The sequence below is a fragment of the Ruegeria sp. AE3 genome, assembly GCF_056542225.1.
The window spans coordinates 1-22247 of sequence record NZ_JBQFZL010000004.1 but is presented as its reverse complement, the minus strand read 5'-3'; the positions used below and the strand labels follow the sequence as shown (position 1 = coordinate 22247).

General features: G+C 58.9%; 26 protein-coding genes. 11 read left to right on the top strand and 15 right to left on the bottom strand.

Translation table 11 applies throughout. From position 1 onward, the window contains the following. Window positions 1–311 precede the first annotated feature (311 nt). Genes ACR0NZ_RS10200 through ACR0NZ_RS10170 form a run of 7 tightly spaced genes read left to right on the top strand, consistent with a single transcriptional unit; the run spans window position 312 to window position 6805 of the window. Window positions 312–1526 (top strand): glycosyltransferase family protein, encoded by a 1215-nt coding sequence (locus ACR0NZ_RS10200; RefSeq protein WP_480473823.1) that lies wholly within the window; start codon window positions 312–314, stop codon window positions 1524–1526. After that, window positions 1523–2770 (top strand): glycosyltransferase family 4 protein, encoded by a 1248-nt coding sequence (locus ACR0NZ_RS10195; protein WP_480518682.1) that lies wholly within the window; start codon window positions 1523–1525, stop codon window positions 2768–2770. Before ACR0NZ_RS10200 ends, ACR0NZ_RS10195 begins: the two co-directional genes overlap by 4 nt. Then, window positions 2770–3846, top strand: coding sequence for a glycosyltransferase family 4 protein (locus ACR0NZ_RS10190; RefSeq protein ID WP_480518680.1), 1077 nt, complete (start codon window positions 2770–2772; stop codon window positions 3844–3846). The genes ACR0NZ_RS10195 and ACR0NZ_RS10190 overlap by 1 nt, the downstream gene beginning before the upstream one ends. Then, window positions 3843–4427: a histidine phosphatase family protein gene (locus ACR0NZ_RS10185; protein WP_480518678.1), complete on the top strand. Its 585-nt coding sequence runs from the start codon at window positions 3843–3845 to the stop codon at window positions 4425–4427. Before ACR0NZ_RS10190 ends, ACR0NZ_RS10185 begins: the two co-directional genes overlap by 4 nt. After that, entirely contained in the window at window positions 4424–5566 is a 1143-nt protein-coding gene (locus ACR0NZ_RS10180) for a glycosyltransferase family protein (RefSeq protein ID WP_480518676.1), read from the top strand. The genes ACR0NZ_RS10185 and ACR0NZ_RS10180 overlap by 4 nt, the downstream gene beginning before the upstream one ends. Next, complete coding sequence (locus tag ACR0NZ_RS10175) at window positions 5563–6318, top strand: polysaccharide deacetylase family protein (protein WP_480518674.1); 756 nt, start codon at window positions 5563–5565, stop codon at window positions 6316–6318. Before ACR0NZ_RS10180 ends, ACR0NZ_RS10175 begins: the two co-directional genes overlap by 4 nt. Before the next feature lie 10 nt (window positions 6319–6328). Next, complete coding sequence (locus ACR0NZ_RS10170) at window positions 6329–6805, top strand: class I SAM-dependent methyltransferase (RefSeq protein ID WP_480473829.1); 477 nt, start codon at window positions 6329–6331, stop codon at window positions 6803–6805. On the opposite strand, the gene ACR0NZ_RS10165 is transcribed toward ACR0NZ_RS10170, so the two are convergent. Beyond that, window positions 6806–7948: an alpha-D-ribose 1-methylphosphonate 5-triphosphate diphosphatase gene (locus tag ACR0NZ_RS10165; protein WP_480518672.1), complete on the bottom strand. Its 1143-nt coding sequence runs from the start codon at window positions 7946–7948 to the stop codon at window positions 6806–6808. It lies immediately after the preceding gene. Window positions 7949–8000: 52 nt separating this feature from the next. Here ACR0NZ_RS10165 and ACR0NZ_RS10160 point away from each other — a divergent pair, with 52 nt between their 5' ends. Continuing rightward, on the top strand, window positions 8001–8684 hold the full coding sequence (locus ACR0NZ_RS10160) for a DUF1045 domain-containing protein (protein WP_480518670.1): 684 nt from the start codon (window positions 8001–8003) through the stop codon (window positions 8682–8684). On the opposite strand, the gene phnN is transcribed toward ACR0NZ_RS10160, so the two are convergent. From phnN to phnG, 8 genes are read right to left on the bottom strand one after another with little or no spacing between them, the layout of a single operon-like run. Further along, complete coding sequence (gene phnN, locus ACR0NZ_RS10155; protein WP_480518668.1) at window positions 8666–9214, bottom strand: phosphonate metabolism protein/1,5-bisphosphokinase (PRPP-forming) PhnN; 549 nt, start codon at window positions 9212–9214, stop codon at window positions 8666–8668. The two genes, ACR0NZ_RS10160 and phnN, sit on opposite strands and share 19 nt — an antisense overlap. Next, window positions 9211–9894, bottom strand: a complete 684-nt coding sequence (gene phnL, locus ACR0NZ_RS10150; protein WP_480518666.1) for a phosphonate C-P lyase system protein PhnL — start codon at window positions 9892–9894, stop codon at window positions 9211–9213. The genes phnN and phnL overlap by 4 nt, the downstream gene beginning before the upstream one ends. Before the next feature lie 22 nt (window positions 9895–9916). Continuing rightward, entirely contained in the window at window positions 9917–10687 is a 771-nt protein-coding gene (gene phnK, locus ACR0NZ_RS10145; RefSeq protein WP_480518663.1) for a phosphonate C-P lyase system protein PhnK, read from the bottom strand. After that, on the bottom strand, window positions 10684–11544 hold the full coding sequence (locus tag ACR0NZ_RS10140) for an alpha-D-ribose 1-methylphosphonate 5-phosphate C-P-lyase PhnJ (protein ID WP_480518661.1): 861 nt from the start codon (window positions 11542–11544) through the stop codon (window positions 10684–10686). Before ACR0NZ_RS10140 ends, phnK begins: the two co-directional genes overlap by 4 nt. A gap of 3 nt (window positions 11545–11547) precedes the next feature. Next, entirely contained in the window at window positions 11548–12393 is an 846-nt protein-coding gene (locus ACR0NZ_RS10135; RefSeq protein WP_480518659.1) for an EamA family transporter, read from the bottom strand. Next, window positions 12390–13481, bottom strand: a complete 1092-nt coding sequence (locus ACR0NZ_RS10130) for a carbon-phosphorus lyase complex subunit (protein WP_480518657.1) — start codon at window positions 13479–13481, stop codon at window positions 12390–12392. The genes ACR0NZ_RS10135 and ACR0NZ_RS10130 overlap by 4 nt, the downstream gene beginning before the upstream one ends. A 3-nt stretch (window positions 13482–13484) precedes the next feature. After that, on the bottom strand, window positions 13485–14060 hold the full coding sequence (gene phnH, locus ACR0NZ_RS10125) for a phosphonate C-P lyase system protein PhnH (RefSeq protein WP_480518655.1): 576 nt from the start codon (window positions 14058–14060) through the stop codon (window positions 13485–13487). Continuing rightward, complete coding sequence (phnG, locus tag ACR0NZ_RS10120) at window positions 14060–14518, bottom strand: phosphonate C-P lyase system protein PhnG (RefSeq protein WP_480518653.1); 459 nt, start codon at window positions 14516–14518, stop codon at window positions 14060–14062. The genes phnH and phnG overlap by 1 nt, the downstream gene beginning before the upstream one ends. A gap of 103 nt (window positions 14519–14621) precedes the next feature. Between phnG and phnF the strand changes: the two genes are divergently transcribed. Next, the gene (phnF, locus tag ACR0NZ_RS10115; protein ID WP_480518651.1) at window positions 14622–15332 is read left to right on the top strand and encodes a phosphonate metabolism transcriptional regulator PhnF; all 711 of its coding nucleotides are present in this window, start codon (window positions 14622–14624) and stop codon (window positions 15330–15332) included. A 202-nt stretch (window positions 15333–15534) separates the two neighbouring features. Here phnF and phnE (ACR0NZ_RS10110) read toward each other — a convergent pair whose 3' ends face one another. The 4 genes from phnE (ACR0NZ_RS10110) to phnC all read right to left on the bottom strand — a co-directional run bounded on the left by phnE (ACR0NZ_RS10110) (window position 15535) and on the right by phnC (window position 19638). After that, entirely contained in the window at window positions 15535–16902 is a 1368-nt protein-coding gene (gene phnE / locus ACR0NZ_RS10110) for a phosphonate ABC transporter, permease protein PhnE (RefSeq protein ID WP_480518649.1), read from the bottom strand. After that, on the bottom strand, window positions 16899–17780 hold the full coding sequence (gene phnE, locus ACR0NZ_RS10105) for a phosphonate ABC transporter, permease protein PhnE (RefSeq protein ID WP_480518647.1): 882 nt from the start codon (window positions 17778–17780) through the stop codon (window positions 16899–16901). The genes phnE (ACR0NZ_RS10110) and phnE (ACR0NZ_RS10105) overlap by 4 nt, the downstream gene beginning before the upstream one ends. A 66-nt stretch (window positions 17781–17846) precedes the next feature. Then, entirely contained in the window at window positions 17847–18749 is a 903-nt protein-coding gene (gene phnD / locus ACR0NZ_RS10100; protein WP_480473844.1) for a phosphonate ABC transporter substrate-binding protein, read from the bottom strand. 67 nt (window positions 18750–18816) lie between these two features. Continuing rightward, window positions 18817–19638, bottom strand: a complete 822-nt coding sequence (gene phnC / locus ACR0NZ_RS10095) for a phosphonate ABC transporter ATP-binding protein (protein WP_267365713.1) — start codon at window positions 19636–19638, stop codon at window positions 18817–18819. A gap of 163 nt (window positions 19639–19801) precedes the next feature. Here phnC and rpe point away from each other — a divergent pair, with 163 nt between their 5' ends. Continuing rightward, window positions 19802–20491, top strand: a complete 690-nt coding sequence (gene rpe, locus ACR0NZ_RS10090) for a ribulose-phosphate 3-epimerase (protein ID WP_480518645.1) — start codon at window positions 19802–19804, stop codon at window positions 20489–20491. Window positions 20492–20552: 61 nt separating this feature from the next. On the opposite strand, the gene ACR0NZ_RS10085 is transcribed toward rpe, so the two are convergent. Then, window positions 20553–20753: a hypothetical protein gene (locus ACR0NZ_RS10085; protein WP_480518643.1), complete on the bottom strand. Its 201-nt coding sequence runs from the start codon at window positions 20751–20753 to the stop codon at window positions 20553–20555. 120 nt (window positions 20754–20873) lie between these two features. Here ACR0NZ_RS10085 and ACR0NZ_RS10080 point away from each other — a divergent pair, with 120 nt between their 5' ends. Next, entirely contained in the window at window positions 20874–22058 is a 1185-nt protein-coding gene (locus tag ACR0NZ_RS10080) for an alpha/beta hydrolase (protein WP_480518641.1), read from the top strand. Between the two features lie 114 nt (window positions 22059–22172). On the opposite strand, the gene ACR0NZ_RS10075 is transcribed toward ACR0NZ_RS10080, so the two are convergent. Beyond that, the coding region (locus tag ACR0NZ_RS10075) for an EF-Tu C-terminal domain-related protein (RefSeq protein ID WP_203238105.1) at window positions 22173–22247 on the bottom strand (75 nt) is incomplete at its 5' end.

Here is a 22247-nt window from a genome sequence, read left to right as displayed (position 1 = left end):
TCTCAATATCGTGTTTGGACGTGTTCTTGGCGCACTCTGATGCTCGCAGGTGTTTTCAATCTTGCCATAATTGAATATGACCGGGCAAAAGTTTCAGGTCCGACCCGATTGCCTTCATCGGGATCCTTATGCGATCTTCTCTAGCTGTGGTGCGATATGCCGCGAAGTTGTCAAAACGCTGTTGCCAAATCGCAATGCTTGAAACATTTGCAAATGCGCAAATCCGCCTTTGGCAAGCGTGGTATTGAAATATACGGTAACGCTAGCGAACGCGCGGATTTCGCTCTGGGATCAAGAAGACGGGCAACACTATGAGCCTTGGCACAACCAATTCTAAACCGGACCGCGCGCCGCGTATCCTGTTTTACAGCCATGACACGTTCGGTCTGGGGCATTTGCGCCGGTCCCGCGCCTTGGCTGCGGCAATCACGCAGGCGGACCCAAGCGCCTCGGCGCTGATCCTGACGGGTTCACCCGTGGCAGGCCGTTTCACTTTTCCGCGCCGGGTTGACCATGTGCGCCTGCCCGGTGTGACCAAGCGTGCGGACGGCTCGTATGCCGCGCGCACAATCGGAATGGGGATCGACGAAGTAACCGAATTGCGTGCGGGATTGATCCAGACCGCGGTTCAGCAGTTCGACCCAGACGTGTTGGTGGTCGACAAGGAACCGACAGGGTTCCGGGGTGAGCTGTTGCCAACACTGAAATATCTCGAACGCCATTGCGGTACGAAACTGGTTCTGGGCCTGCGTGATGTGCTGGACGAACCCGAAGTGCTGGCCGCCGAATGGGCACGCAAAGAAGCCATCGAAGCGACCGAGCGGTTCTATCATGAGATCTGGGTTTACGGATCACAGTCGATCTACGATCCGACGCAAGGATTGCGGCTGAGCGCGTCAGCGCGATCGCGTATTCACTGGACGGGATATCTGCGCCGCGATCTCGGCCCGGTCGGGGAACCGCCTCAGCAACCTTATATCCTGATCACACCCGGCGGCGGTGGCGATGGTAAGGCGCTGGTCAACCTTGTGCTGTCCGCCTACGAGAAAGACCCGGACCTGTCGCCGCGTGCCGTGTTGGTCTATGGCCCATTCCTGTCGGGTGAATTGCGCAACGATTTCGAAGCACGGGTTGCCGCATTGAATGGTCGCGTAACTGCGGTTGGATTTGAATCGCAGATCGAAACGCTGTTTGCAGGGGCCGAAGGCGTGGTCTGCATGGGTGGATACAACACGTTTTGCGAGGTTTTGTCCTTCGACAAACGGGCCGTCATTGTTCCACGCACCACACCTCGTCTGGAACAGTGGATAAGGGCCTCACGCGCGGAAGAGCTGGGGCTGGTCAAGATGCTGGACGAACGACGCGACAGCCTGACACCCGACGCAATGATCCGTGCCATCCGCAATCTGCCGCACCAATCTGTGCCGTCGCATGCCATCCAAAGTGGATTGCTGGACGGTTTGGACTATGTCACCGACCGCATTGACAGCCTGCTGACACGGGAACAGAAACGAGCCACTGGATGAACTCGGCCTCTCCCAATCTGGCGGTTGTGGTCAAAGGCTGGCCGCGACTGTCCGAAACATTTATCGCTCAGGAACTTGTTGCCTTGCAGGAAGCCGGGCACCGATTTGACATCTGGTCTCTGCGCCGTCCGACCGACACCAAACGTCACCCTTTGCACGATCGATTCTTGGGGCAGGTTCGCTATCTGCCGGAATACCTGCATGAGGAGCCACAGCGGGTGTGGGCGGCCCGCACTGCCGCCCAAGACCTGCCCGGCTATGCCGAGGCCTACAAGATCTGGCGGCACGACCTGCGCCGCGATCCCACGCCGAACCGCATCCGCCGGTTTGGGCAAGCATGTGTTCTGGCCGCCGAGTTACCCGCCCAGACGCAGGGGCTCTATGCCCATTTCATGCACACCCCCTCGTCCGTCGCCCGATATGCGGCCATCATGCGCGGTCTGCCATGGAGCTTTTCCGCCCATGCCAAGGATATCTGGACCTCACCGGACTGGGAAAAGCGTGAAAAGCTGCAGGCTGCAACATATGGGGCCGCTTTCGGAGCCACCTGCACGGCAATCGGCGCGGAACACCTGCGCAGCCTCGCTGATGACCCCAACCGCGTAGACCTAATCTATCATGGCCTGGACCTGTCGCGCTTCCCCGAACCGCCAAAGCGCAGGATACGCGCCGCTGGTGATCCGTTTCACATGATTTCCGTTGGGCGGCTGGTTGAAAAGAAGGGCTTTGACCGCCTTATTGCGGCCTTCACGCTGCTGCCGGAAAACCTGGACTGGCATTGGACCCACATTGGCGGCGGGGGTCTTGGGGACTCACTACACAAACAGGTGCGCGCTGCTGGTATCGTGGACCGCATCACCTGGAGGGGCGCCTGCGATCAGCCCGAGGTGATCGAAGCCATGCGCAAGGCCGACCTGTTTGTTTTGCCCAGCCGTGTTGCTGCGGACGGGGACCGGGATGGATTGCCGAACGTGTTGATGGAGGCCGCATCGCAGCAGTTGCCAATTCTGTCGACACCGGTTTCGGCCATCCCGGAATTCATCCAATCCGGAACGCATGGCGTGCTGTCTGATGACGACCCGGCTGCATTGGCTTCGGCCATTTCAGCTTTGGCCGCTGATCCGGAAACGGCAGCATCTATGGCGCGTGCAGCCTATGACCGCCTGATTGCAGATTTTCGAATGGAACCCGGTATTGTACGGTTGTCGGCACGGCTGAAAACCCTGAGCATGGAAGACGCGTAATGGCGCGGGTCGCGTTTTATGCGCCAATGAAATCCCCCGGCAGCCAGATACCCTCGGGTGACCGCGAAATGGCGCGAAACCTTATGCTCGGCTTGGCGGCGCAAGGGGATAAGGTCGAACTGGCCTCGGACCTGCGCATCTACGACAAGATCGGAGACCGGGACCTACAGCGAACCCTTGTTCGCGCGGCTGAGATTGAAGCGCAGCGGCTGAGCGCCGAATTGCCCTTTGATACAGATCTGTGGGTGACTTATCACAATTACTACAAAGCACCCGACCTGCTGGGCCCCAAGGTCTGCCAGGCGCGCGGCATCCCATATGTGCAACTGGAAAGCACGCGCGCATCAAGCAGGCTGAACGGGCCGTGGGCCGATTTCGCCCAAGCGGCGCATCAGGCGTGTGATGCAGCGGATATTATATTCTACCACACAGCCAATGACCTGATTACGTTGGAACGGGACCGTTTTGGCAAGCAGGCACTGGTTGAATTGCCGCCATTTCTGCCTGAAACCGGGTTGCCTGTGGCTACGACCGGGGACGGCCCCATGCTGACTGTCGGAATGATGCGGCATGGGGACAAGCTGGCGTCCTACCGGATTTTGGCCGAGGCCCTTTCGCACCTGACATGTGACTGGAACCTGAACATCGCAGGGGATGGTCCGGCGCGGCCTGAAGTCGAAACCCTGATGGCGCCGTTCGGAAGCCGGGTGCACTTTCTGGGCCAGCTCGACCGGGTGGCCTTGCAGAAAATCTACCGACAGGCGTCCCTGCTTGTCTGGCCCGGTGTGAACGAAGCCTATGGTATGGTCTATCTTGAGGCGCAGGCGACAGGCCTGCCCGTGGTCGCACAGGATCGTCCCGGCGTTCGGGACGTGCTGGCACCTGCGGTTTACCCACCGGTTGAAGCTGGGGCCAGAGGGCTTGCCGATCACATGCAAAACCTGCTCGAGGATACCGCGCAGCGCCACGCGCTTGGGGAGAATGCGCGCAGCTATGTGGCCCAGCGTCATCTTATACCTCAGGCGACCGCGCGGTTGTGGGCGCATCTACGGCCCTTGTTGAAGGATGTATCATGACCCTTCTTGCACTACTTCGCCACGGGCATACCCACTGGAACCGCGCAGGGCGCATTCAGGGGCGCAGCGATATTCCGCTGGATGACGACGCGCGGTCTGAGCTGGCCGGGTATCGCTTGCCTGATCCATGGGCCGCCGCCGATATCTGGTCCAGCCCCTTGCTGCGCGCCAGCGAGACGGCACGCATCGTGTCTGGGCGCGCCCCGAAAACCTCGGACGCGCTGATAGAAATGAATTGGGGCGACTGGGAAGGACTTCGAGGCGTCGACCTGATCGCCGATGAAACCAGCGGGTATCGCCATATCGAAGACTGGAGTTGGGATTTTTGCCCGCCTGACGGTGAAAGCCCTGCCGAGGTCTGGACGAGGTTGCGCCCCTGGATGTCCGGGTTGCGGCAGGACACGGTCGCGGTCTGCCACATTGGCATCATGCGGGTCATTCTCGCCCAGGCGTGGGGTTGGGATTTTGATGGCCCCGCCCCCTTCAAGATCAAGCGCAATCGGCTGTATATCGTTGATATGAACACGATGACCGCAGACCCGGACCCCGTTCGCCTGATCAAACATGGGCCGCTGCCATGAAGGTAATGATCGTTGTCACGCACCTTTTGGGAACAGGGCATCTGAGCCGGGCTCTGACGTTGGGCCGGGCGTTTCGGGATGACGGTCACGAGGTCATGGTCGTTTCGGGCGGAATGCCTGCGCCTCAACTGGACAGCAGCGGGCTAACCCTGTTCGGATTGCCACCGCTCAGATCGGATGGAACCAATTTCACCCGGCTTCTGACTGAAAGCGGTGCCGAGGCCGATGCTGATTATCATCGCGCGCGCGTGACAGCCATGGTGCAGGCGGTAAACAGCTTTCAGCCGCAAATCCTGATAACCGAGCTTTTCCCCTTTGGCCGCCGGTCGCTGGCAGCGGAATTCGACGCGGCCCTGAATGCGGCACGGGCCCTGCCTCAGCCTCCGGTCATCCTGGGATCGATCCGCGATATTCTGGCCCCGCCATCCAAACCTGCCAAGGCCCAGCGTACCGAAGATATCGTCACCCGCTTTTATGACGGCATTCTTGTTCACTCGACCGAAAGTGTCACACCGCTTTCGGTCAGTTGGCCGGTGTCGGACCGATTGGCGGAACGGCTGCATTATACCGGCTTTGTGGCGCCGGAACTGCCTCTACCGCATCCGCAGTCCGTTGGGCAGGGCGAAATCCTTGTCAGCGCCGGCGGCGGTTCTGTCGGGCAACCGATCTTTCGCGCGGCCATCGAGGCCGCCCGCCAGATGCCCAACAGGCGCTGGCGCCTGTTGATCGGCGGGACGGATGCCAAGGCAAGGATCGCAGAGCTGTCCCAACTGGCTGAAGAAACCTCGGCAATTCTGGAACCTGTGCGCCCCGATTTTCGCCAGATGCTGCCCCATGCGGCGGCATCGGTCAGCATGTGCGGCTACAACACCGCCATGGATATTCTGCAAAGCGGAACACCCGCTGTTTTTGTCCCATTCGATGATGGCAAAGAGGTTGAACAGGGGCTGCGTGGGCAAAGCCTGTCGAGTTTGCCAGCCATCGAGGTGCTTCTCAGCCGAACCCTGAGCGGGCAAGCATTGGCGCAGGCCGTAGAGCGCGTCATTTCAGATGGGCCCCGCGCGCAGCAGGATTTCGGGTTTGATGGTGCGGCACAAACCGTGGAAATCGCCAAGCACCTGCTGGAGCGGCGTAAATGAACCCGGACTGGCACCCACTTGAGGTCGAGCTGACCCATTGGCATGCAGCGGGCCTTTCGTTGCCGTTGTGGTGGCGAGACGATGACGCGAACGACCTGACACCACAGTTGGACCGGCTGTCCGATCTGGCCGCGCAGTTGGGCGTGCCGGTACATCTGGCCGTCATTCCACACGCGGCAACCCCTGCGCTGGCTGACTATGTTACGCGCGGCGAAACTCTCATCCCTGTGGTCCACGGGTGGTCCCACACGAACCATGCGCCCGCCGGTGAGAAGAAAGCCGAGTTTCGTCTCAACCGTCCGTTGGACGAGGTTGTCGCGGATGCCGCGACAGGATTGTCACGCCTTGGCGCCTTGTTCGGCAACACCCTGCGGCCGATGTTTGTCCCTCCGTGGAACCGCATTGCACCAGAAGTCATCGAACATCTTCCATCGCTGGGGTATCGCGTTCTTTCAACGGCAACGCCCCGCAGAACAAAAATGGCGGCAACGGGGCTTGAGCAGGTCAACACACATCTTGACCCGATTGACTGGCGGGGTGCACGCGGTCTGATCTCTCCGGACCGCCTGATCGCACAGACAGTTAACCTCCTGCGGGACAGGCGCGAAGGCCGCGCAGACAACGCCGAGCCTTTTGGAGTATTGACCCATCACCTCGTCCATGATCAGGACATCTGGGCCTTTACCGAGGCGTTGCTGAAACATCTGCTGGACGGTCCTGCCACACCCTGGGTCGCACCAAAGAACGAGTGAGGACATCGTCATGAGCCGACTGGATTCCATGCTGCGCCGACTGACGGCCCAACGTGACGGGCTGAACTGGGCAGCTGAACAGATCAGTGGCCAGCCCGGCGATGTGCTGGATATGGGTTTGGGCAATGGTCGCACCTATGACCACCTGCGAGAAATTCTGCCGCACCGCCGGATCTGGGTGATGGATCGTGTGCTGCAATGCCATCCCGAAAGCACCCCACCGGCCGAAGATTTCCTGCAAGGCGAAGCTGAACCCATGCTGCGGAAACTGATGGCCGAAGGGCACAAGATCGCGTTGGCGCATTATGATTTCGGACGTGGCATCAAACACGAAGATGTGGCCGAGGCCGCACGCCTCAGCCCGTTGATCGCGCAAGTGATGCAGCCCGGTGGGTTGTTGATATCCGGCCAGCCCCTTGTCGGCTTCAACCAGATCAAAGGGCCCGAGACGATCGCGCCGGACCGTTACCTGTTCTATACGGCCTGATCACGCCACACGGCGACCGCGCGCCCAAACTGAGTTGAGGGCTGGCACACCCGCGCGCATCCGGAAACGGATAACATCGGCGCGGGCATTGGCGCGCAACTCGCCACGATCCTCCAGCCTGGCGGCCTGCGCCGGGGCCAATGTGACGGTCTTCATTCCACGCGCCATATCGCCCCACATTTGACCCAGCATGACCGCAGACAATAACAAGGCCGACGGCACGTAATCCGAGGACATTACGTCCAGATGCCCAAGCTCGGCCAATTCGCGGGCCGCAACATTGCCGGAATGAGAGCCACCGCGTACAACGTTTGGCGCACCCATCATAACCTTGATACCATGTTCATGACACGCCCGTGCGGCCTCCACCGTTGTGGGAAACTCAGCCAGCCGAATGCCGTGACCTGCCGAGACCTTCACCTGATCTTCGGTCGTATCGTCATGACTGGCAAGAACGGCCCCAAATCGGCGCGCGGCCTTGACGGTTTCGACCTCGTGCACATCGCCGTTGCGATCACGTAGGCTTTTCAGCTGAGCCACATGCTGAAAGAACGTATCATCGTCCATTGCATATTTGCCCTTCAGAAAGGATTCCAGCTTGCCCATGTTGCGAAACTGACGCTGGCCGGGGGTGTGATCCATGATGGACACAAGGCCGACCCTATCCTCGGGTCCAAACTCGTCCAGTTCTTCGATCAGTGTCTCGGAACACACCTCTGCCCGCAAATGCAGGAAATGGCTGATCTTAAGCGCATCCTGCTCGCGCAGTTCCCACAACTCCCGCGACAGGCCGCGGGCATATTTTCCGTACCGTCCGGCGCCGGACGGGATCGAACCAACCCGCATCGCATCGAACACACTTGTTATCCCCACGCTGGCCAGTTCCGCGTCATGGGCCAGAATGGCGGCGGCATGGGGCCAATGTACATTGGGGCGCGGCTGAATATGGCGTTCAAGATTATCCGTGTGCAACTCGACAAGACCGGGGCTGACATAGTCGCCTTCGCAGTCTATCGCACCTGCGGGAACTGCACTCCCGGTGTCAATTTCGATGATAGTGTCATCCACAATTCGAACACAGCCGGTGACAGTTTCATTCGGCAACACAAGCGTGGCATTGGCAAGGATCAAGTCTTCTGTCATCTGAACTTCACACAATCTGAGGTATTGGAAGGCCACTTAATAGGAGGCCAATGTGACATTCACGCGATACGCGATCTATTTTGCGCCGCCCGCCGGGGCGGCCTGGACGGATTTTGCGACCAGCTGGCTGGGCTGGGACATGGAAAAGGGAACGCAGGTCGCGCATCCGATCATGGGCGGCATCGACATTTCGACCATCACTGAGGTGCCGCGCAAATACGGGCTGCACGCGACCCTGAAACCACCGTTCCGGTTGCGCGATGGCCTGACCTTTGACGCATTGCACCAGGCGTGCATAGCACTGGCTGCAAACCGGCAGCCCATCACACTTGATGGTCTGGAAATTGCCCGCCTTGGCCGGTTTCTGGCCCTGTGCCCGCTGGGTGAAACGCAGGCGTTGAATGCGCTGGCCGCGGCCTGTGTTCGCAACCTCGACCGGTTTCGCGCACCTGCCACTCAGGCTGAACTGACGCGCCGCCGCGCCGCCGGGCTGACCCCCGAGCAGGACGACAATCTGACCAAATGGGGTTATCCCTACGTGCTGGACGCGTTTCGATTTCACATCACGCTGAGCGGCAAACTGGACAAGCCAACCCTCAGGGCAACCCAAGAAGCACTGCAAACCCATCTGAGCCCTTTGCTGCCACAGCCCTTCCAGATCACTGATCTTGCCCTGATGGGCGAGACAGAAGATGGGTGGTTTCACCTGATCCATCGCTACGCGCTTTCCAGTTGAAGGCGGCGCAGGATTTCGGCGACCGTGTCTTCCAGCGCGCCGGAATTGTCGACTTCGATGACCCGGTTCAGACCATCCGGCAACTCCGCGTTGGCGCGACACAACCGCCGCGCCTGCTCGTCTGCGCTTTCCCGTCCCCGCGCGGACAGGCGCCGCGCCAAAACTCCGGCATTTGCCGTCAGAGAGATCACGATCAGGTCTCCAAACACCTTCTGCGCCTGTAAAAGAACCCGGCGAGAAAGATTGACCAGAACCGCATTCGCCCCCTGACGCTGTCGCAAAATCTCAGCAGGGATACCGTAGAACAGACCATGCGCGGGCCAGCTCAGCGCGAAAGCGCCTGCCTGTTCCATCTGCTGGAATTCTGCGACCGAAACCCGGTCGAAATCCTCGCCTTCTTCGCCTGCGGGGCGGGTGATCACCCTTCGCACCCGCCGGGCGCCGCGCACCTGTGCCTCCAACGCTTCCATGACACTGTCCTTGCCGACGCCCGAGGGGCCAACAATCGCTATGACAGGGGCAAGTGTCATGCCGCCAGTCCCGGCGTGAAGTCGGCGACATTGACTTCGCGGTCACAGACACGCTCACGTGCATCAAGGTCGTGGAATATCCCGACAATCGCCGCGCCACGCCCTTTTGCCTCTTCAATCAGTGACAACACGGTTTCGCGGTTCTGCGCATCCAGGCTTGCCGTCGGTTCGTCCAGCAACATCACCGGGTAGTCATGGGCAAAGCCACGTGCAATGTTCACCCGCTGCTGTTCCCCACCTGAAAAGGTTGTGGGGCTCAGGGTCCACAGTCGCTCAGGAATGTTCAACCGCTTCAGCAACCCGGTGGATTTCTCCAGCGCCTCAATTCTGTCGCAACCCACGGCCAGCAAAGGCTCTGCCACAACGTCCAGCGTCGGCACCCGCGGCACGACCCGCAGGAATTGACTGACATAGCCCAGCGTTTCCCGGCGGAGGGTCAAGATCTGGCGCGGCTCGGCTTTTGCCACGTCCAGACCTCCTACCAACACCTGACCAGAGGCCGCCAGGTAATTGCCATAAATCACGCGCATCAGCGTGGACTTGCCCGCGCCTGACGTCCCCGTCAAAGCAACGCACTCACTCGGTTCAACCTTCAGCGACGCGTCTTCCATCACCGGGATAACGGCACCGCCCTGATTGTGCAGGGTAAAGCTTTTGCTCACATTGATCAGTTCAATCATTGCTTCACCTTTTCCCAAATACTCAAACCTGCAGAACGCTGGACACAAGCAGCTGCGTATAGGCGTGTTGAGGATCATCCAGCACCTGATCGGTCAGCCCGGCCTCAACCACATGACCATCCTTCATCACCATCAGCCGATCGGCCAGCAGGCGCACTACGGCAAGGTCATGGGTCACGATGATCGCGCTCAGCCCCATTTCACGCACCAAGCCGCGCAAGAGGTCCAGCAACCGCGCCTGAACCGAGACATCCAGCCCTCCGGTCGGTTCGTCCATGAACACCAGTCGCGGGCCAGTCACCAGATTGCGGGCGATCTGCAAACGTTGCTGCATTCCGCCCGAAAACGCGGTGGGCCGGTCATCAACGCGGGCCGCCTCGATCTCGACCCGACCCAGCCAGTCAATGGCCTTGTCTCGGATGTCACCATAGTGGCGCTCGCCCACGGCCATCAGCCGTTCACCAATATTGCCTCCGGCACTAACTGACATCCGCAGCCCGTCACGTGCATGCTGATGCACAAAGGCCCAATCGGTACGGCTCAGCATCCGGCGTTCGGGCTCCGACATGGTCACCGTATCCACCGGCCCATTCGCGCGCGTGTCAAAGATCACTTGCCCTGCATCAGGAACCAGATGACCGGCCAGACAATTCAGCAGGGTCGACTTGCCCGAGCCACTTTCACCCACGATCCCCATTACCTCTCCGGGATAGAGATCAAAAGTCACATCCGTGCATCCGATCCGCGCACCATAGAGCTTTTCGATGCCCTTGGCCTGCAACAGGGCGGTCATGCCGCGTTCTCCTCGGCCAGTCGGCCCATATGGCCCGCTTCGCGGCGCGACCGGCAATAATCAGTGTCCGAACAGACAAACATTCGGTTGCCCGCATCATCCATGATGACTTCATCCAGATAGCTATCCTCGGCCCCGCACAGGTCACAGGGATGATCGGCCTTGGTGGCCTCGAACGGGTAATCCTCGAAGTCCAGGCTCACGACCCTGGTATGTGGCGGCACTGCGTAGATGCGCTGCTCGCGCCCGGCACCGAACAGCTGGATTGCATCCATTTCGAGCTTCGGGTTGTCGAATTTCGGGATCGGGGACGGGTCCATCACATAGCGGCTAGACACTTTCACCGGATAGGCGTAAGCGGTCGAGATCGCCCCGTGCTGGCTGATATCCTCATATAGCTTCACATGCATCAGCCCATATTCTTCTAGGCTGTGCATCTTGCGTGTCTCGGTCTCGCGCGGTTCGAGGAAGCGCAGAGGTTCCGGGATCGGCACTTGATAAACGATGATCTGATCTTCGCGCAACTTTGCCTCGGGGATGCGGTGGCGGGTCTGGATCACCGTCGCCTTCTCGGTTTCCTCGGTCGTCTCCACACCTGCGGTCTTTTCAAAGAACTTGCGGATCGACACCGCGTTGGTCGTGTCATCCGCACCCTGATCGATGACCTTGAGCGTATCCTCAGGCGTCAGCGCCGCGGCCGAGACCTGCACCCCTCCGGTGCCCCAGCCATAAGGCATCGGCATTTCACGGCTGGCAAAGGGCACCTGATACCCCGGAATAGCGAGGCCCTTCAGGATGGCCCTGCGGATCATCCGTTTGGTTTGTTCGTCTAGATAGGCGAAGTAGTAGTCAGACATGGGTCAACTCCGGCTCATGCGCAGAAGGATCGCACCCGCAAGGGTCAGCGCGGTTGAGGCGACCTTTTTCAGGTCGAGCCTTTCGTTTAGGAAGGTCACGCCGATGATCAGTGCAAAGATGATCGAACACTCGCGCAAGGCAGTGACCAACGCGATGGGCGCTTGGGTGAAAGCCCAGACAACCAGAACATAGGCGGTGAATGAGGCCGCGCCGCCAAGGACCGCCAGCCGCCAAAGGCTGGCTGCCCGCCGCAACAACCCCTGTCGCGCAACCCGCGCCACCAGGGCAAAGCCCAGCGCATTCGCCGCCGTCAGCGTGCCGAAGAAGCCCAGTGCTGTTCCCGCAATGCGCGCGCCTTGCCCGTCGACGATGGAATAGGCGGCGATGAACAACCCAGTGATCAGCGCCAGCCCTGCAGCAGCCATGTTGAAATTGCCATCCGCGCGCCGCACCAGCGCGATCGAGGCGATCCCGACCGAGATCATTGCCATCGCCAATAGCTCGGCCTGGCTGAACGTAACCCCAAAGAACAGCGCCGTACCAAGCGCAACCAAGAGCGGCGAGGCACCGCGTGCGATCGGGTAGACCTGGGTCAGGTCGCCGATCTTGTAGGCCTGAATCAGAAACAGCTGATAGCCCAGATGCAGCCCGATGCCTGCCAGCAGGTAGGGCCAGCACGTCCAATCGAGCGGCTGAGCAAACGGCAGAAGAAGGAGGCCGGACAACCCCTGCCCCATCACCACAGCCGTCATCGCGGCGCTTTTGTCCGACCCACCCTTGACCAACGCGTTCCACGTGGCGTGCAGCAGCGCTGCCAGCATTACCACCAGAAAGACAAACCCGCTCATTCCGCAGCCTCCTTTGACGTGATCCGCGCGTCAGCCTCGCGGCGCAGTTTGCGGACCAGTTCAAGCTCGGACTGGAAATCCACGTAATGCGGCAGCTTGATGTGTTCGAGAAAACCGGTCGCCTGAATGTTGTCCGCGTGGCTCAGAACAAATTCTTCATCCTGCGCAGGCGCGCCCAGATAGTCTTCGCCCAGTTCCTTCCACCGCAGCGCGCGATCAACCAAAGCCATCGCGATGGCCTTTCGTTCGGATTGACCAAAGACCAGACCATAACCGCGCGTGAACTGAGGCGGCTCGGTTTTTGAACCCTTGAACTGGTTCACCGTCTCACACTCGGTCAGTTCGACCTCGCCGATATCGATGGTAAACCCCAACTCGGGGATGTCCATTTCAACCGCAACCTTGCCGATCCGCAATTCACCCACAAACGCGTGGTTGCGCGCGTAACCGCGTTGGGTGGAATAGGCCATGCCCAGCACGAAACCCTCATCTCCGCGTGTCAGCGATTGCAGGCGCAACGGGCGACTGGCAGGGAATTCCATCGGTTCGCGCGTCAGGTCGCCGGGGGGTTCATCACTTGCCGGTTCGTCCTGAATGAGGTCCTCGTCCTTCAGGAATTCGGTGATATGCGGCGTCGGTTCCTGCCGTGCAGGACCTTCCGGAGCATTCGGGACATCACCATTCGCGGCCAGTTTGAAATCCAGCAAACGGTGCGTATAGTCGAAAGTCGGCCCCAGAACCTGCCCTCCGGGCGCATCCTTGAACGTGGCCGAAATCCGGCGGTCGCAGGCCATCTCACCCGTTTCGACCGGATTGGAGTAGCCAAAACGCGGCAGCGTCGTGCGGTAGGCGCGGATCAGAAAGATCGCCTCGATCAGATCGCCCCGCGCCTGCTTGATCGCCAGCGCAGCCAGGTCGGGGTCATATAGCGAACCTTCCGCCATGACCCGGTTCACTGCAAGGCTCAGCTGTTCCCGGATCTGCGCAAGGCTCAGTTCAGCCACATCGGTCGCACCCCGGCGCTCTTCGGCCAGCCAGGCATGGGCGTTCTCGATGGCTTTTTCGCCCCCTTTGACAGCAACATACATCGCTTAGGTCTCCGACGTGATCTGCGTGCTGCGGGGCAGGGCCGCAACCCTGTTGCCGCAGGTAAAAAAGAAATCGCACCCCAGAGGATAGAGCATCGCATTCCCCTGAAGCGCCGGAACATCTGGCAGCGACAAGCACGCGGTCTTTTTGATGCCGGGGCCGCTCAGAACGGCACCGCTCTGTTCTAGCCGGTCGCATTCCACAATCAGGGTTGCAGAACGATCCGGGTATTCCGGCGTTCCGATGCGATAGGCGTTAAGCGGTCCCAATGCGTCCCATGTGCCAACGGCAAAATCAGCCTTTGCTGCGGATACGAGCGGTGCGCCCGTGTGGAAAGTCAGCCAATTGCGGATTGCTTCGGTATCGGTGCCCCCGGCCAGATGAACCCTGGTCTCGGGGTCGCACAACGTCAGCAGCAGTGTACCAGCCGCCACGGACAGGGGCGCTGGGGGTTCGCCGCCCGACAGGACGCGTATGTAGCCCGGGCGCGCCATGACGGTCATCGCCGCGCGGAACGCATATGCGGCATCGACAGGTGCGTTTTGAAAGCCACCGGAAAACTGTGTTTGCACGGCCATCAATCTTCCCCCCGAACCAGTGTGAAAAACTCAACCTTGGTGGCCGCTGCCTTGGCCGCGCGCGTGCTTTTGACCGCCTGTATTTGCTGTTGAAGCGGGTCGAGCAGCCGCGCCTGTACCTCATCTGCCGCCGCGGTCTGCATTATCGCATCAATCAATGCTGCGGCTTCGGCCTTGGGTTTCGACCTGCCCTGAACATAACCGTGACCAACCGTTCCATCCTGCAACACCACAGAACAGCGCGTGACCGTCATTTCGCCTATATTGAACGGCGCTCCGGTACCACCGGCGCGACCGCGCACCATCACGCTCCCGACCTCGGGACGGCGCAGCCAGTCAAAGCTCGGGCGGGTCTCAATCCCGTCCCACAAGGTCATCAGGGTGTCGTCAGGTGCACGGGCCAGCAAACCCATCCAATCCCTGCGCGCCCCGGTCGCGATTTCTGTCTGATCTGTCATCAAAGCCTCTTGGCCGGGTTGTCTATTTGAACTATACAACTAGACAAATATTAGCCTGCGTGCGCGCAACACGCAATCTCCAACTGTGTGAAGATTTGATGACATGAGCAAAACGCCGATCTGGAAAAGCATCGCCTTGCGCCTGACCTCGGACATTGCCGAAGGGCGGTATCAAACCAGTGACCGCCTGCCGACCGAAGCGCAGCTGGCCGCCAAATACGGTGTCAATCGCCACACAGTACGGCGCGCATTGGCCGACATGTCGGAACAAGGTCTGGTTCATGCCCGGCGCGGTGCGGGCGTTTTTGTGGCCGCGCGGCCAACCGACTATCCGATTGGCAAAAGGGTTCGATATCACAAGAACGTCTCGGCCAGCGGCAAGATACCGGGAAAGAAAATTCTGGCCCTGACGACACGCGCGGCAGATGAAGCCGAGGCCGAAGCACTGGGTCTGAGCAAAGGCGACCCGGTGCATGTCTATGACGGGTTATCGCTGGCGGATGGGCAGCCCATAGCCGTTTTTCAAAGCGTCTTCCCGGCAGAACGCTTTCCAAACCTGTTACAGGCGCTGACCGAGACCCAGTCAGTAACAAAAGCCCTGCAACGCAGCGGTATCGCGGACTACACCCGCATCTCGACCCGATTGACCGCGCGCGGCGCGACAGCAACGCAAGCCCTTCACCTGCAACTGTCCGAAGGTGCCCCGGTGCTGTTTTCGGTCGGCATCAACGCGGACCCGGACGGCAGACCCGTCGAATATGGTCGAACCGTCTTTGCTGGTGAGCGTGTCACGCTGACGCTGAACGAGGAGTAAACCACAACCCCTGCCGCTCGACCTCGACCTCCTGCCGGGGGTCGCATCCCGTTGGGCATGGTGCGAAAATCGGTTCAGCTGCCTTTCGGGTCAGCATTATTCTGAATATGGGATGAACGGTAATGGAATAAGCTCTGTGACGCTTCTTCAAACGGTTGCGCCGCACTGAACCGAGCTGTTTTCTTGTCACTCCAAACCCGGTTCAGGGCAACAGGAACGGTTTGGGGTCGGGCGTGCGCGGCCAGCGCTTTTTACCCGCCTTACCCTCGATCAGACGACGGCGCAGCCAGCCCGAAAACCAATCCATCAGCATCACCATCAGAATGATCAGGATGATGTAATAGGCGACCTCTTCCCAGTCTTTCTGCGTGATGATTGCCTGCGTCAGCAGTAACCCAATGCCGCCGCCCGTGATTGCACCGATCACCGTCGCACTGCGGGTGTTGGATTCGAGGAAATACAAAAGCTGGCTCAGCAAAACGGGCGTAACCTGAGGGATAACGCCAAACCGATACCGTTGCGGGGCGTTCGCACCCGTGGACTGCACACCTTCGATCTGCTTCTGATCCACGTTTTCCAACGCTTCCGAGAATATCTTGCCGAATGTCCCGGTGTCCGTCACCAGAATGGCAAGCGCACCGGTCAACGGGCCGGGACCAAAGGCGCGAGCCAGAACCACAGTCCAGATCAACGCATCCACGCCGCGCACAAAGTCGAATACACGGCGCGTAGCAAAGCGGATGGATGTTATCCGGTTGAAATTGCGCGTCGCAAGGAAGGCCAATGGCAGGGCCACAATCGCCGCGCCAAACGTGCCCAGAAATGCCATCAGCATCGTCTCGAAGATGGCCCAGGCCACATCCTGATGGCGCCACATCTTGTTGGTCCAGAAATCATTAAAGATCGCGCCCGCCTCGCCCGACGCCGCGAGTCTGGCCAGTTCCGGGAAGGACTTGCCGAAATAAGGGCTGTCCAGCGTGAACCAGAATAATTCCCAACCTGTGAAATAGCGAAACACCTCGGACCGGTTGCGGGTGACAGTCAATCGACCTGCGTCCGTGGTCACAGACAGCCGGTTTTTAGAGACGTTGATCCACTCAGGAACTTCGCCCTCCGGCAACTCCGTCTGTACACCGGCCGAACGCGTTGGTGTTGCGCGAATGGTGCCATAGCCGGGAATGTCATATTCCACCGTCTGCGAACCGAAACGCACGACATGGCCCTTTTCAAGGTCGATCACAGTTGTCTCGCCCAGCGCCACCCACTCCGGGGCCTGCCCTTCAGGATATGCCCCCTTGCGCTCACCCTCGATGGCGGCTGAAACTTCACCGGTGCGATTATCCCGCGCGATATGCGTTTTGTAGCTATAGCTGTCAGCCACCAGCGTCTTGCCATTTGCCCAGTTTGCGCGCCCCACAAGGCCCGACACGTCAAAAACAAAAAAGACATAGATCAGATAGACGAAAACCAGAGCAGGCAACCCGAAGTTCATCAGCCTCTTGCGGTTGAACAAGCGATCTGCTTCGGCTTTGAGGTCATCGACAGTCAGATTGGTTGCGAAGGTGCTCATGCCAAAGCTCCTTTTTCCGAGCCATGGGTCAGACGGTCGCGCAGGTAGCCAGACAGCTGGTCGACGACCACGATTGTCACGAACAGAAGGATGAAGATGGCCGCGGCTTCGTCATAACGCCCCTGCCCCCAGGACATGGCATTGCGAAGCTCGTAACCCAGACCGCCTGCCCCAACAAATCCAAGAATGGCCGAGGCACGGATGTTGATCTCGAACCGCAGCAGCGCGTAGCTGACATAGTTCGGCCCGACCTGCGGAATCACCCCCAGATACATCCGCTGTGACCAGTTGGCACCCACGGAATGCAGCCCATCCACCGGTTTCAGCGAGGCGTTCTCGTTCACCTCGGAAAACAGTTTGCCTAATGCGCCAGCAGTGTGAATCGCGATGGCGATCATCGCGGGAACCGGGCCACCGCCCAGAATGAAGATCAGAACCAACGCAATTACGATCTCGGGAATGGCGCGGCAGATGTCTGATATTCGGCGAAACAGCGGGATCAATGACGGCCACAGCGCCATGCCGCGTGTCGACATCAGGGCGAAAAACGTTCCGACAATTGTGCCGACAAGCGTCGCCGCCGCCGCGATGTTGATTGTCTCGACCAGGGCTGGGAAGAACGAGACCAGATTGGCTGGCATTTCGGCAATCTTTTCCCCCGCTTCGGACAGAACCTCTTTGGGGTAATCAAGGATACGGTGCCAGCCATCGACAAAGCTGCCGGCATTCCGATTGTCGGCTGTGCGAAACCCTGCCGCCATCAACGACAGGAACAGGATCAGGAGGATACCACCATAGACCCGCTTGCGCCGTGTCATCGCTGTATAGTCGTTGCGGATCTGATCGACGGATAAGGACCCTGCGGTAAGGTCTGTCATGGAATGCTCCTGAAGGGAAAACGGGGTCCGGTACATCGCCAGACCCCGATCATTGGATATGCAGTCTTAGTTGGACTTCAGCTTGCGCGCTTCTATGATGACCTCGTAGGCCTCATGCGTGATAGGATCAAAGCTCTTGGCCTCACCCGCGGCCACGCCGTAGAAACATTCGCGGTCTTTTTCATCCAGCGTGTTCCACAATTCGGTAACCTGAGCTTTGACATCCTCGGGCAGAGCCTTGCGCAGTACAACCGGACCTTCCGGGATCGGTGCCGATTTCCAGATCTGGACCAGATCGTTCATGTCGACCAGACCAGCATCCACAGCGCGGCGCAGTGCGCCCGACTGATAGCCGTCTTCCCACTCGCCGAGACCATCGGCCCAGGTCACACCGCCATCTACGTCACCGTTGTTCACCGCAACGATGGTCTGCTCGTGACCGCCGGTGAATTTCACCTCAGCAAAATAGTCACCCGACTCCATGGTTGCTCCGGTGGCCTGGGGAATCTCAATCGACGGGATCAGATAACCCGAGGTCGAATTCGGGTCGCCAAAGCCGAAAACCTTGCCCTTCATGTCCTCAAGTGAGGTGATGCCGCTGTCCTTGTGTGCAAACCCAACCGAGTAATAGCCGTAGCCGCCATCGGTGTTCACCTTGACCAGTACCGGCTCAACCGCGTCGGGGTCGCTCAGATAGGTTTTGGCATAGCCCGACGCACCCAGCCAGGCGACATCAATCGTGCCGCCCAGCAGCCCCTGAATCACTCCGTTATAGTCGGCAGGGGCAAACAGTTTGGTCGGAACGCCCAACAGTTCTTCGGTGTATTCGCGCAGACACTCGTTTTTGCTCATCCGGTCCTGAGCGTTCTCGCCACCCAGAATGCCGATGCGGAATTCGCTGATTTCTTCGGCCATGACCGGTGCAGCCAGTGTTGTGGATGCGACCAAGGCAGCAATCAGTTTTTTCATCTGTCTCTCTCCAGTTTGATAACCCCGGCCTCTCACCGGGCCGGGCGATGAAAGGGGTTGGGATGGCTCAGATGGTTGCTTCTGCTTCCATCAGCGCCTTTCGCGTGGCGTCGAGCGTTTCGATTTCCGTTGATGTCGCTTCTTCCGAGAAGCTGGCATCGGCGCCATAGATCTCGCGGGCGACGCCTGTGGTCAGTTGCTCGGGCAGCCCATCGAAGACGATGCGCCCGTCGCGCATCCCAACCACGCGGTCGCAATAGCGACGTGCTGTGTCCAGCGTGTGCAGGTTGGCGATGACGGTACGGCCATCTTCTTCGTGGATGCGGCGCAGCGCCTGCATCACCACCTGTGCATTCATCGGGTCCAGCGAGGCAATTGGTTCATCCGCCAGAATAATCCTCGGGTCCTGCATCAGCGCCCGCGCAATCGCCACGCGCTGTTGCTGGCCGCCCGACAAGGCCTCGGCCCGTTTCGGAGCGTGTTCCGCAATTCCCAACCGGTCCAGAATGTCGATGGCACGGTGAATTTCATCCATCGGGAACAGGTTGAACATAGCGGCCAGCGTCGAATGACGGTTGAGCGTGCCATGCAGCACGTTCGAAACCACATCCATGCGCGGCACCAGGTTGAACTGTTGGAAAATCATCGCACAATCGGCCTGCCAGGCGCGTTTGTCACGGCCTTTCAGTTGGGTGATGTCCCGGCCTTCAAACAGGATTTCGCCTTCGCTGGCATCCGTCAGGCGGTTAATCATCCGCAGCAGGGTGGACTTGCCCGCGCCCGACCGTCCGATGATCCCGATCATGCATGGCTTGTCCACATCCAGCGTCGCGGCATTCACGGCAACATTGTCACCAAAGCGTTTGGTCAGTTTCTTGATACGCAGCACGTGCCACCCCCAATTCATGTTGGCGGACTGCTACAGATGCCGTTCAACGGATATGTGTCAGCGTAGTGAAAGTTTTGTAACGGCACGACACGTGCGGGGGGTATCCATCGCCCCGCCTCACGGGTATACGCATCCGCGACTCTTCAGCTGATACGAGGCCAATATGAGCTTTGACCGCACCATCAAGATCGCGCCGTCCATTCTGTCCGCCGACTTTGCCAATTTCGGGCAAGAAATTCAGGCCATCGAAGCGCAGGGCGCGGATTGGGTCCATGTTGACGTAATGGATGGCCATTTCGTCCCGAACCTGACCTTTGGCCCGCCAGCCGTCAAAGCGTTCCGCCCGCATGTAAAGACGGTCATGGACGTGCACCTGATGATCACGCCGGTCGATCCATACATTCAGGCCTACGCTGATGCAGGCGCTGACATTCTGACCGCGCATGTCGAGGCGGGGGGCCACACCCACCGCACGCTGCAAGCAATCCGCGCCGCAGGCATGAAGGCAGGCGTCGCCTTGAACCCGGGCACCCCGGCTGAGGCGGTCGAACATCTGCTGGACCTCACCGATCTGGTCTGCGTCATGACCGTGAACCCCGGCTTTGGCGGCCAGAAGTTCATCGACATGACCAGCAAGATTCGCAAGCTGCGCCAGATGATCGGTGACCGCCCGGTGCATATCGAGATTGACGGTGGTGTTGACCCGAAAACCGCACCTTTGGTTGCCGCAGCGGGGGCCGACGTGCTGGTCGCAGGGTCGGCTGTCTTCAAGGGCGGTTCGGTGGATCAACCCGAGGTATACGGTCAGAACATCCGGGCCGTTCGGGCAGCGGCGGAAACCTCTCTGGGCTAAAACTGGCGTCCGTTTATTAGCACGCTGGAATTCACTTATTTTAAAGCTCAGCCGGTTTCGACTAACGCAGAAACGGGCTGAGCTTTTTCAACCGCGCTTGCGGCAATGCCAAACGCTGAGCCAAATCAACATCCCCATCCAAAAGCGCGCGGCAAATCTCTCCCTCCAACTCATCTGCGATACGTAGCAACAAAAGGGCAGCTTCAGTGGCAGTTTCGGGTTGGCCGATAGCAGTTTTCGGGTGCAAATTATTTGTCGACATCTGTGGCATTATCTTCAGTCCCGGTTAGCCTCGCGATTGAGCTTACCCGTTCACGAACAACGGCACCGTTGACTTATCGTTGTTATATCGTTGAATTTTAACACAACGATGGAGGCCTGCATGAGGCAATGGGAATTAAATCCAGACGATGGCACACTTTCATCGGACCAGGGTAATTCCTCAGTGTCACCCAAAGCATCCGAAGTTCTGGCCTTTATGATTTCTCAGACAGGCGTCGTTCTGTCCAAGGAAGAAATTCTAGCGGCGGTCTGGCAGGATTTGAACGTGAACCCGGATCTGGTACGGGAATACATCTTTGAAATCCGAAAAGCGCTCGGCGATAGCGCCAAAAATCCGCTCTATCTAGAGACCGTGGGGCGACGTGGCTTCCGCCTATTGGGCGCGATATCCATAAAACCGGATGAAGAGCCAAGCTCAGGCAACGGAGTTCCAAATGGTCAACCGTCCTCTTTGCCGCCAGTAAAGTTCTGTCGTTCCTATGACGGAACATCCATAGCTCATACCGTTTCTGGTGAAGGTTATCCTTTGCTGATCTCAGGAAGCTGGATGACACATCTAGAGCAAGACTGGCAAAGCCCAGATTTTGGCGACTATATTCGACACCTTTCACAACATTTCTCTGTCATCCGTTATGATCAGCGCGGAAATGGGATGTCTCAATGGAAAGATGTCGACATCAGCTTTGACCGCATGGTCGATGACATGGAAGTTGTCGTCGACGCCTACGGCTTTAAAAACGTGGCAGTTTTGGGATTGTCACAGGGTGCGTCCGTTTCGGTGGCATATGCTCTTCGACATCCCGAACGCATTTCCCACCTTATCCTCAGCGGGGGGTATCCGCGGGGACGCAGACAACGTGGAAATGAAGTTGAATTTGAAGAAAGCGAAGCCCTCGTAAAACTGATCCGTACCAGTTGGGGTAACGATAACCCGGCAATCCGCCAAATTTTGACAACGATGTTCATGCCGGATGCCACCAAAGAAGAAACACAATGGTTCAACGAATTTCAGAAGCTTTGCGGGCCAGCTGAAAATATTGCCCAATTTCGCGCGATGTTTGACGATATTAACGTAATCGATATGTTGCCGGATGTCACAGTACCGACTTTGGTGCTCCACAGTGATATGGACGCTGTGGCACCACTTTCTGAGGGGAAGCTGCTGGCCTCAGAAATCCCAAACGCGTCATTTGTCCAACTAAGCAGTCCGAACCATTTACTTTTTGAGACCGAACCGGACTTTTCCAGAATGATGAAAAATATAAACGATTTTATCCGAACCTGAGAAAACCCTACGATCTATTGCATTCATCACACTCTTAGGGACAACAAGCGCATAGCGACAGAAAAAGGGCGCCCCGAAGGGCGCCCTTTCCGTCTAAACATTCGCTTGTGCGAATTATTCAGTAATCTTCGACACGACGCCGGCGCCGACGGTGCGGCCGCCTTCGCGGATGGCGAAGCGCAGGCCCTG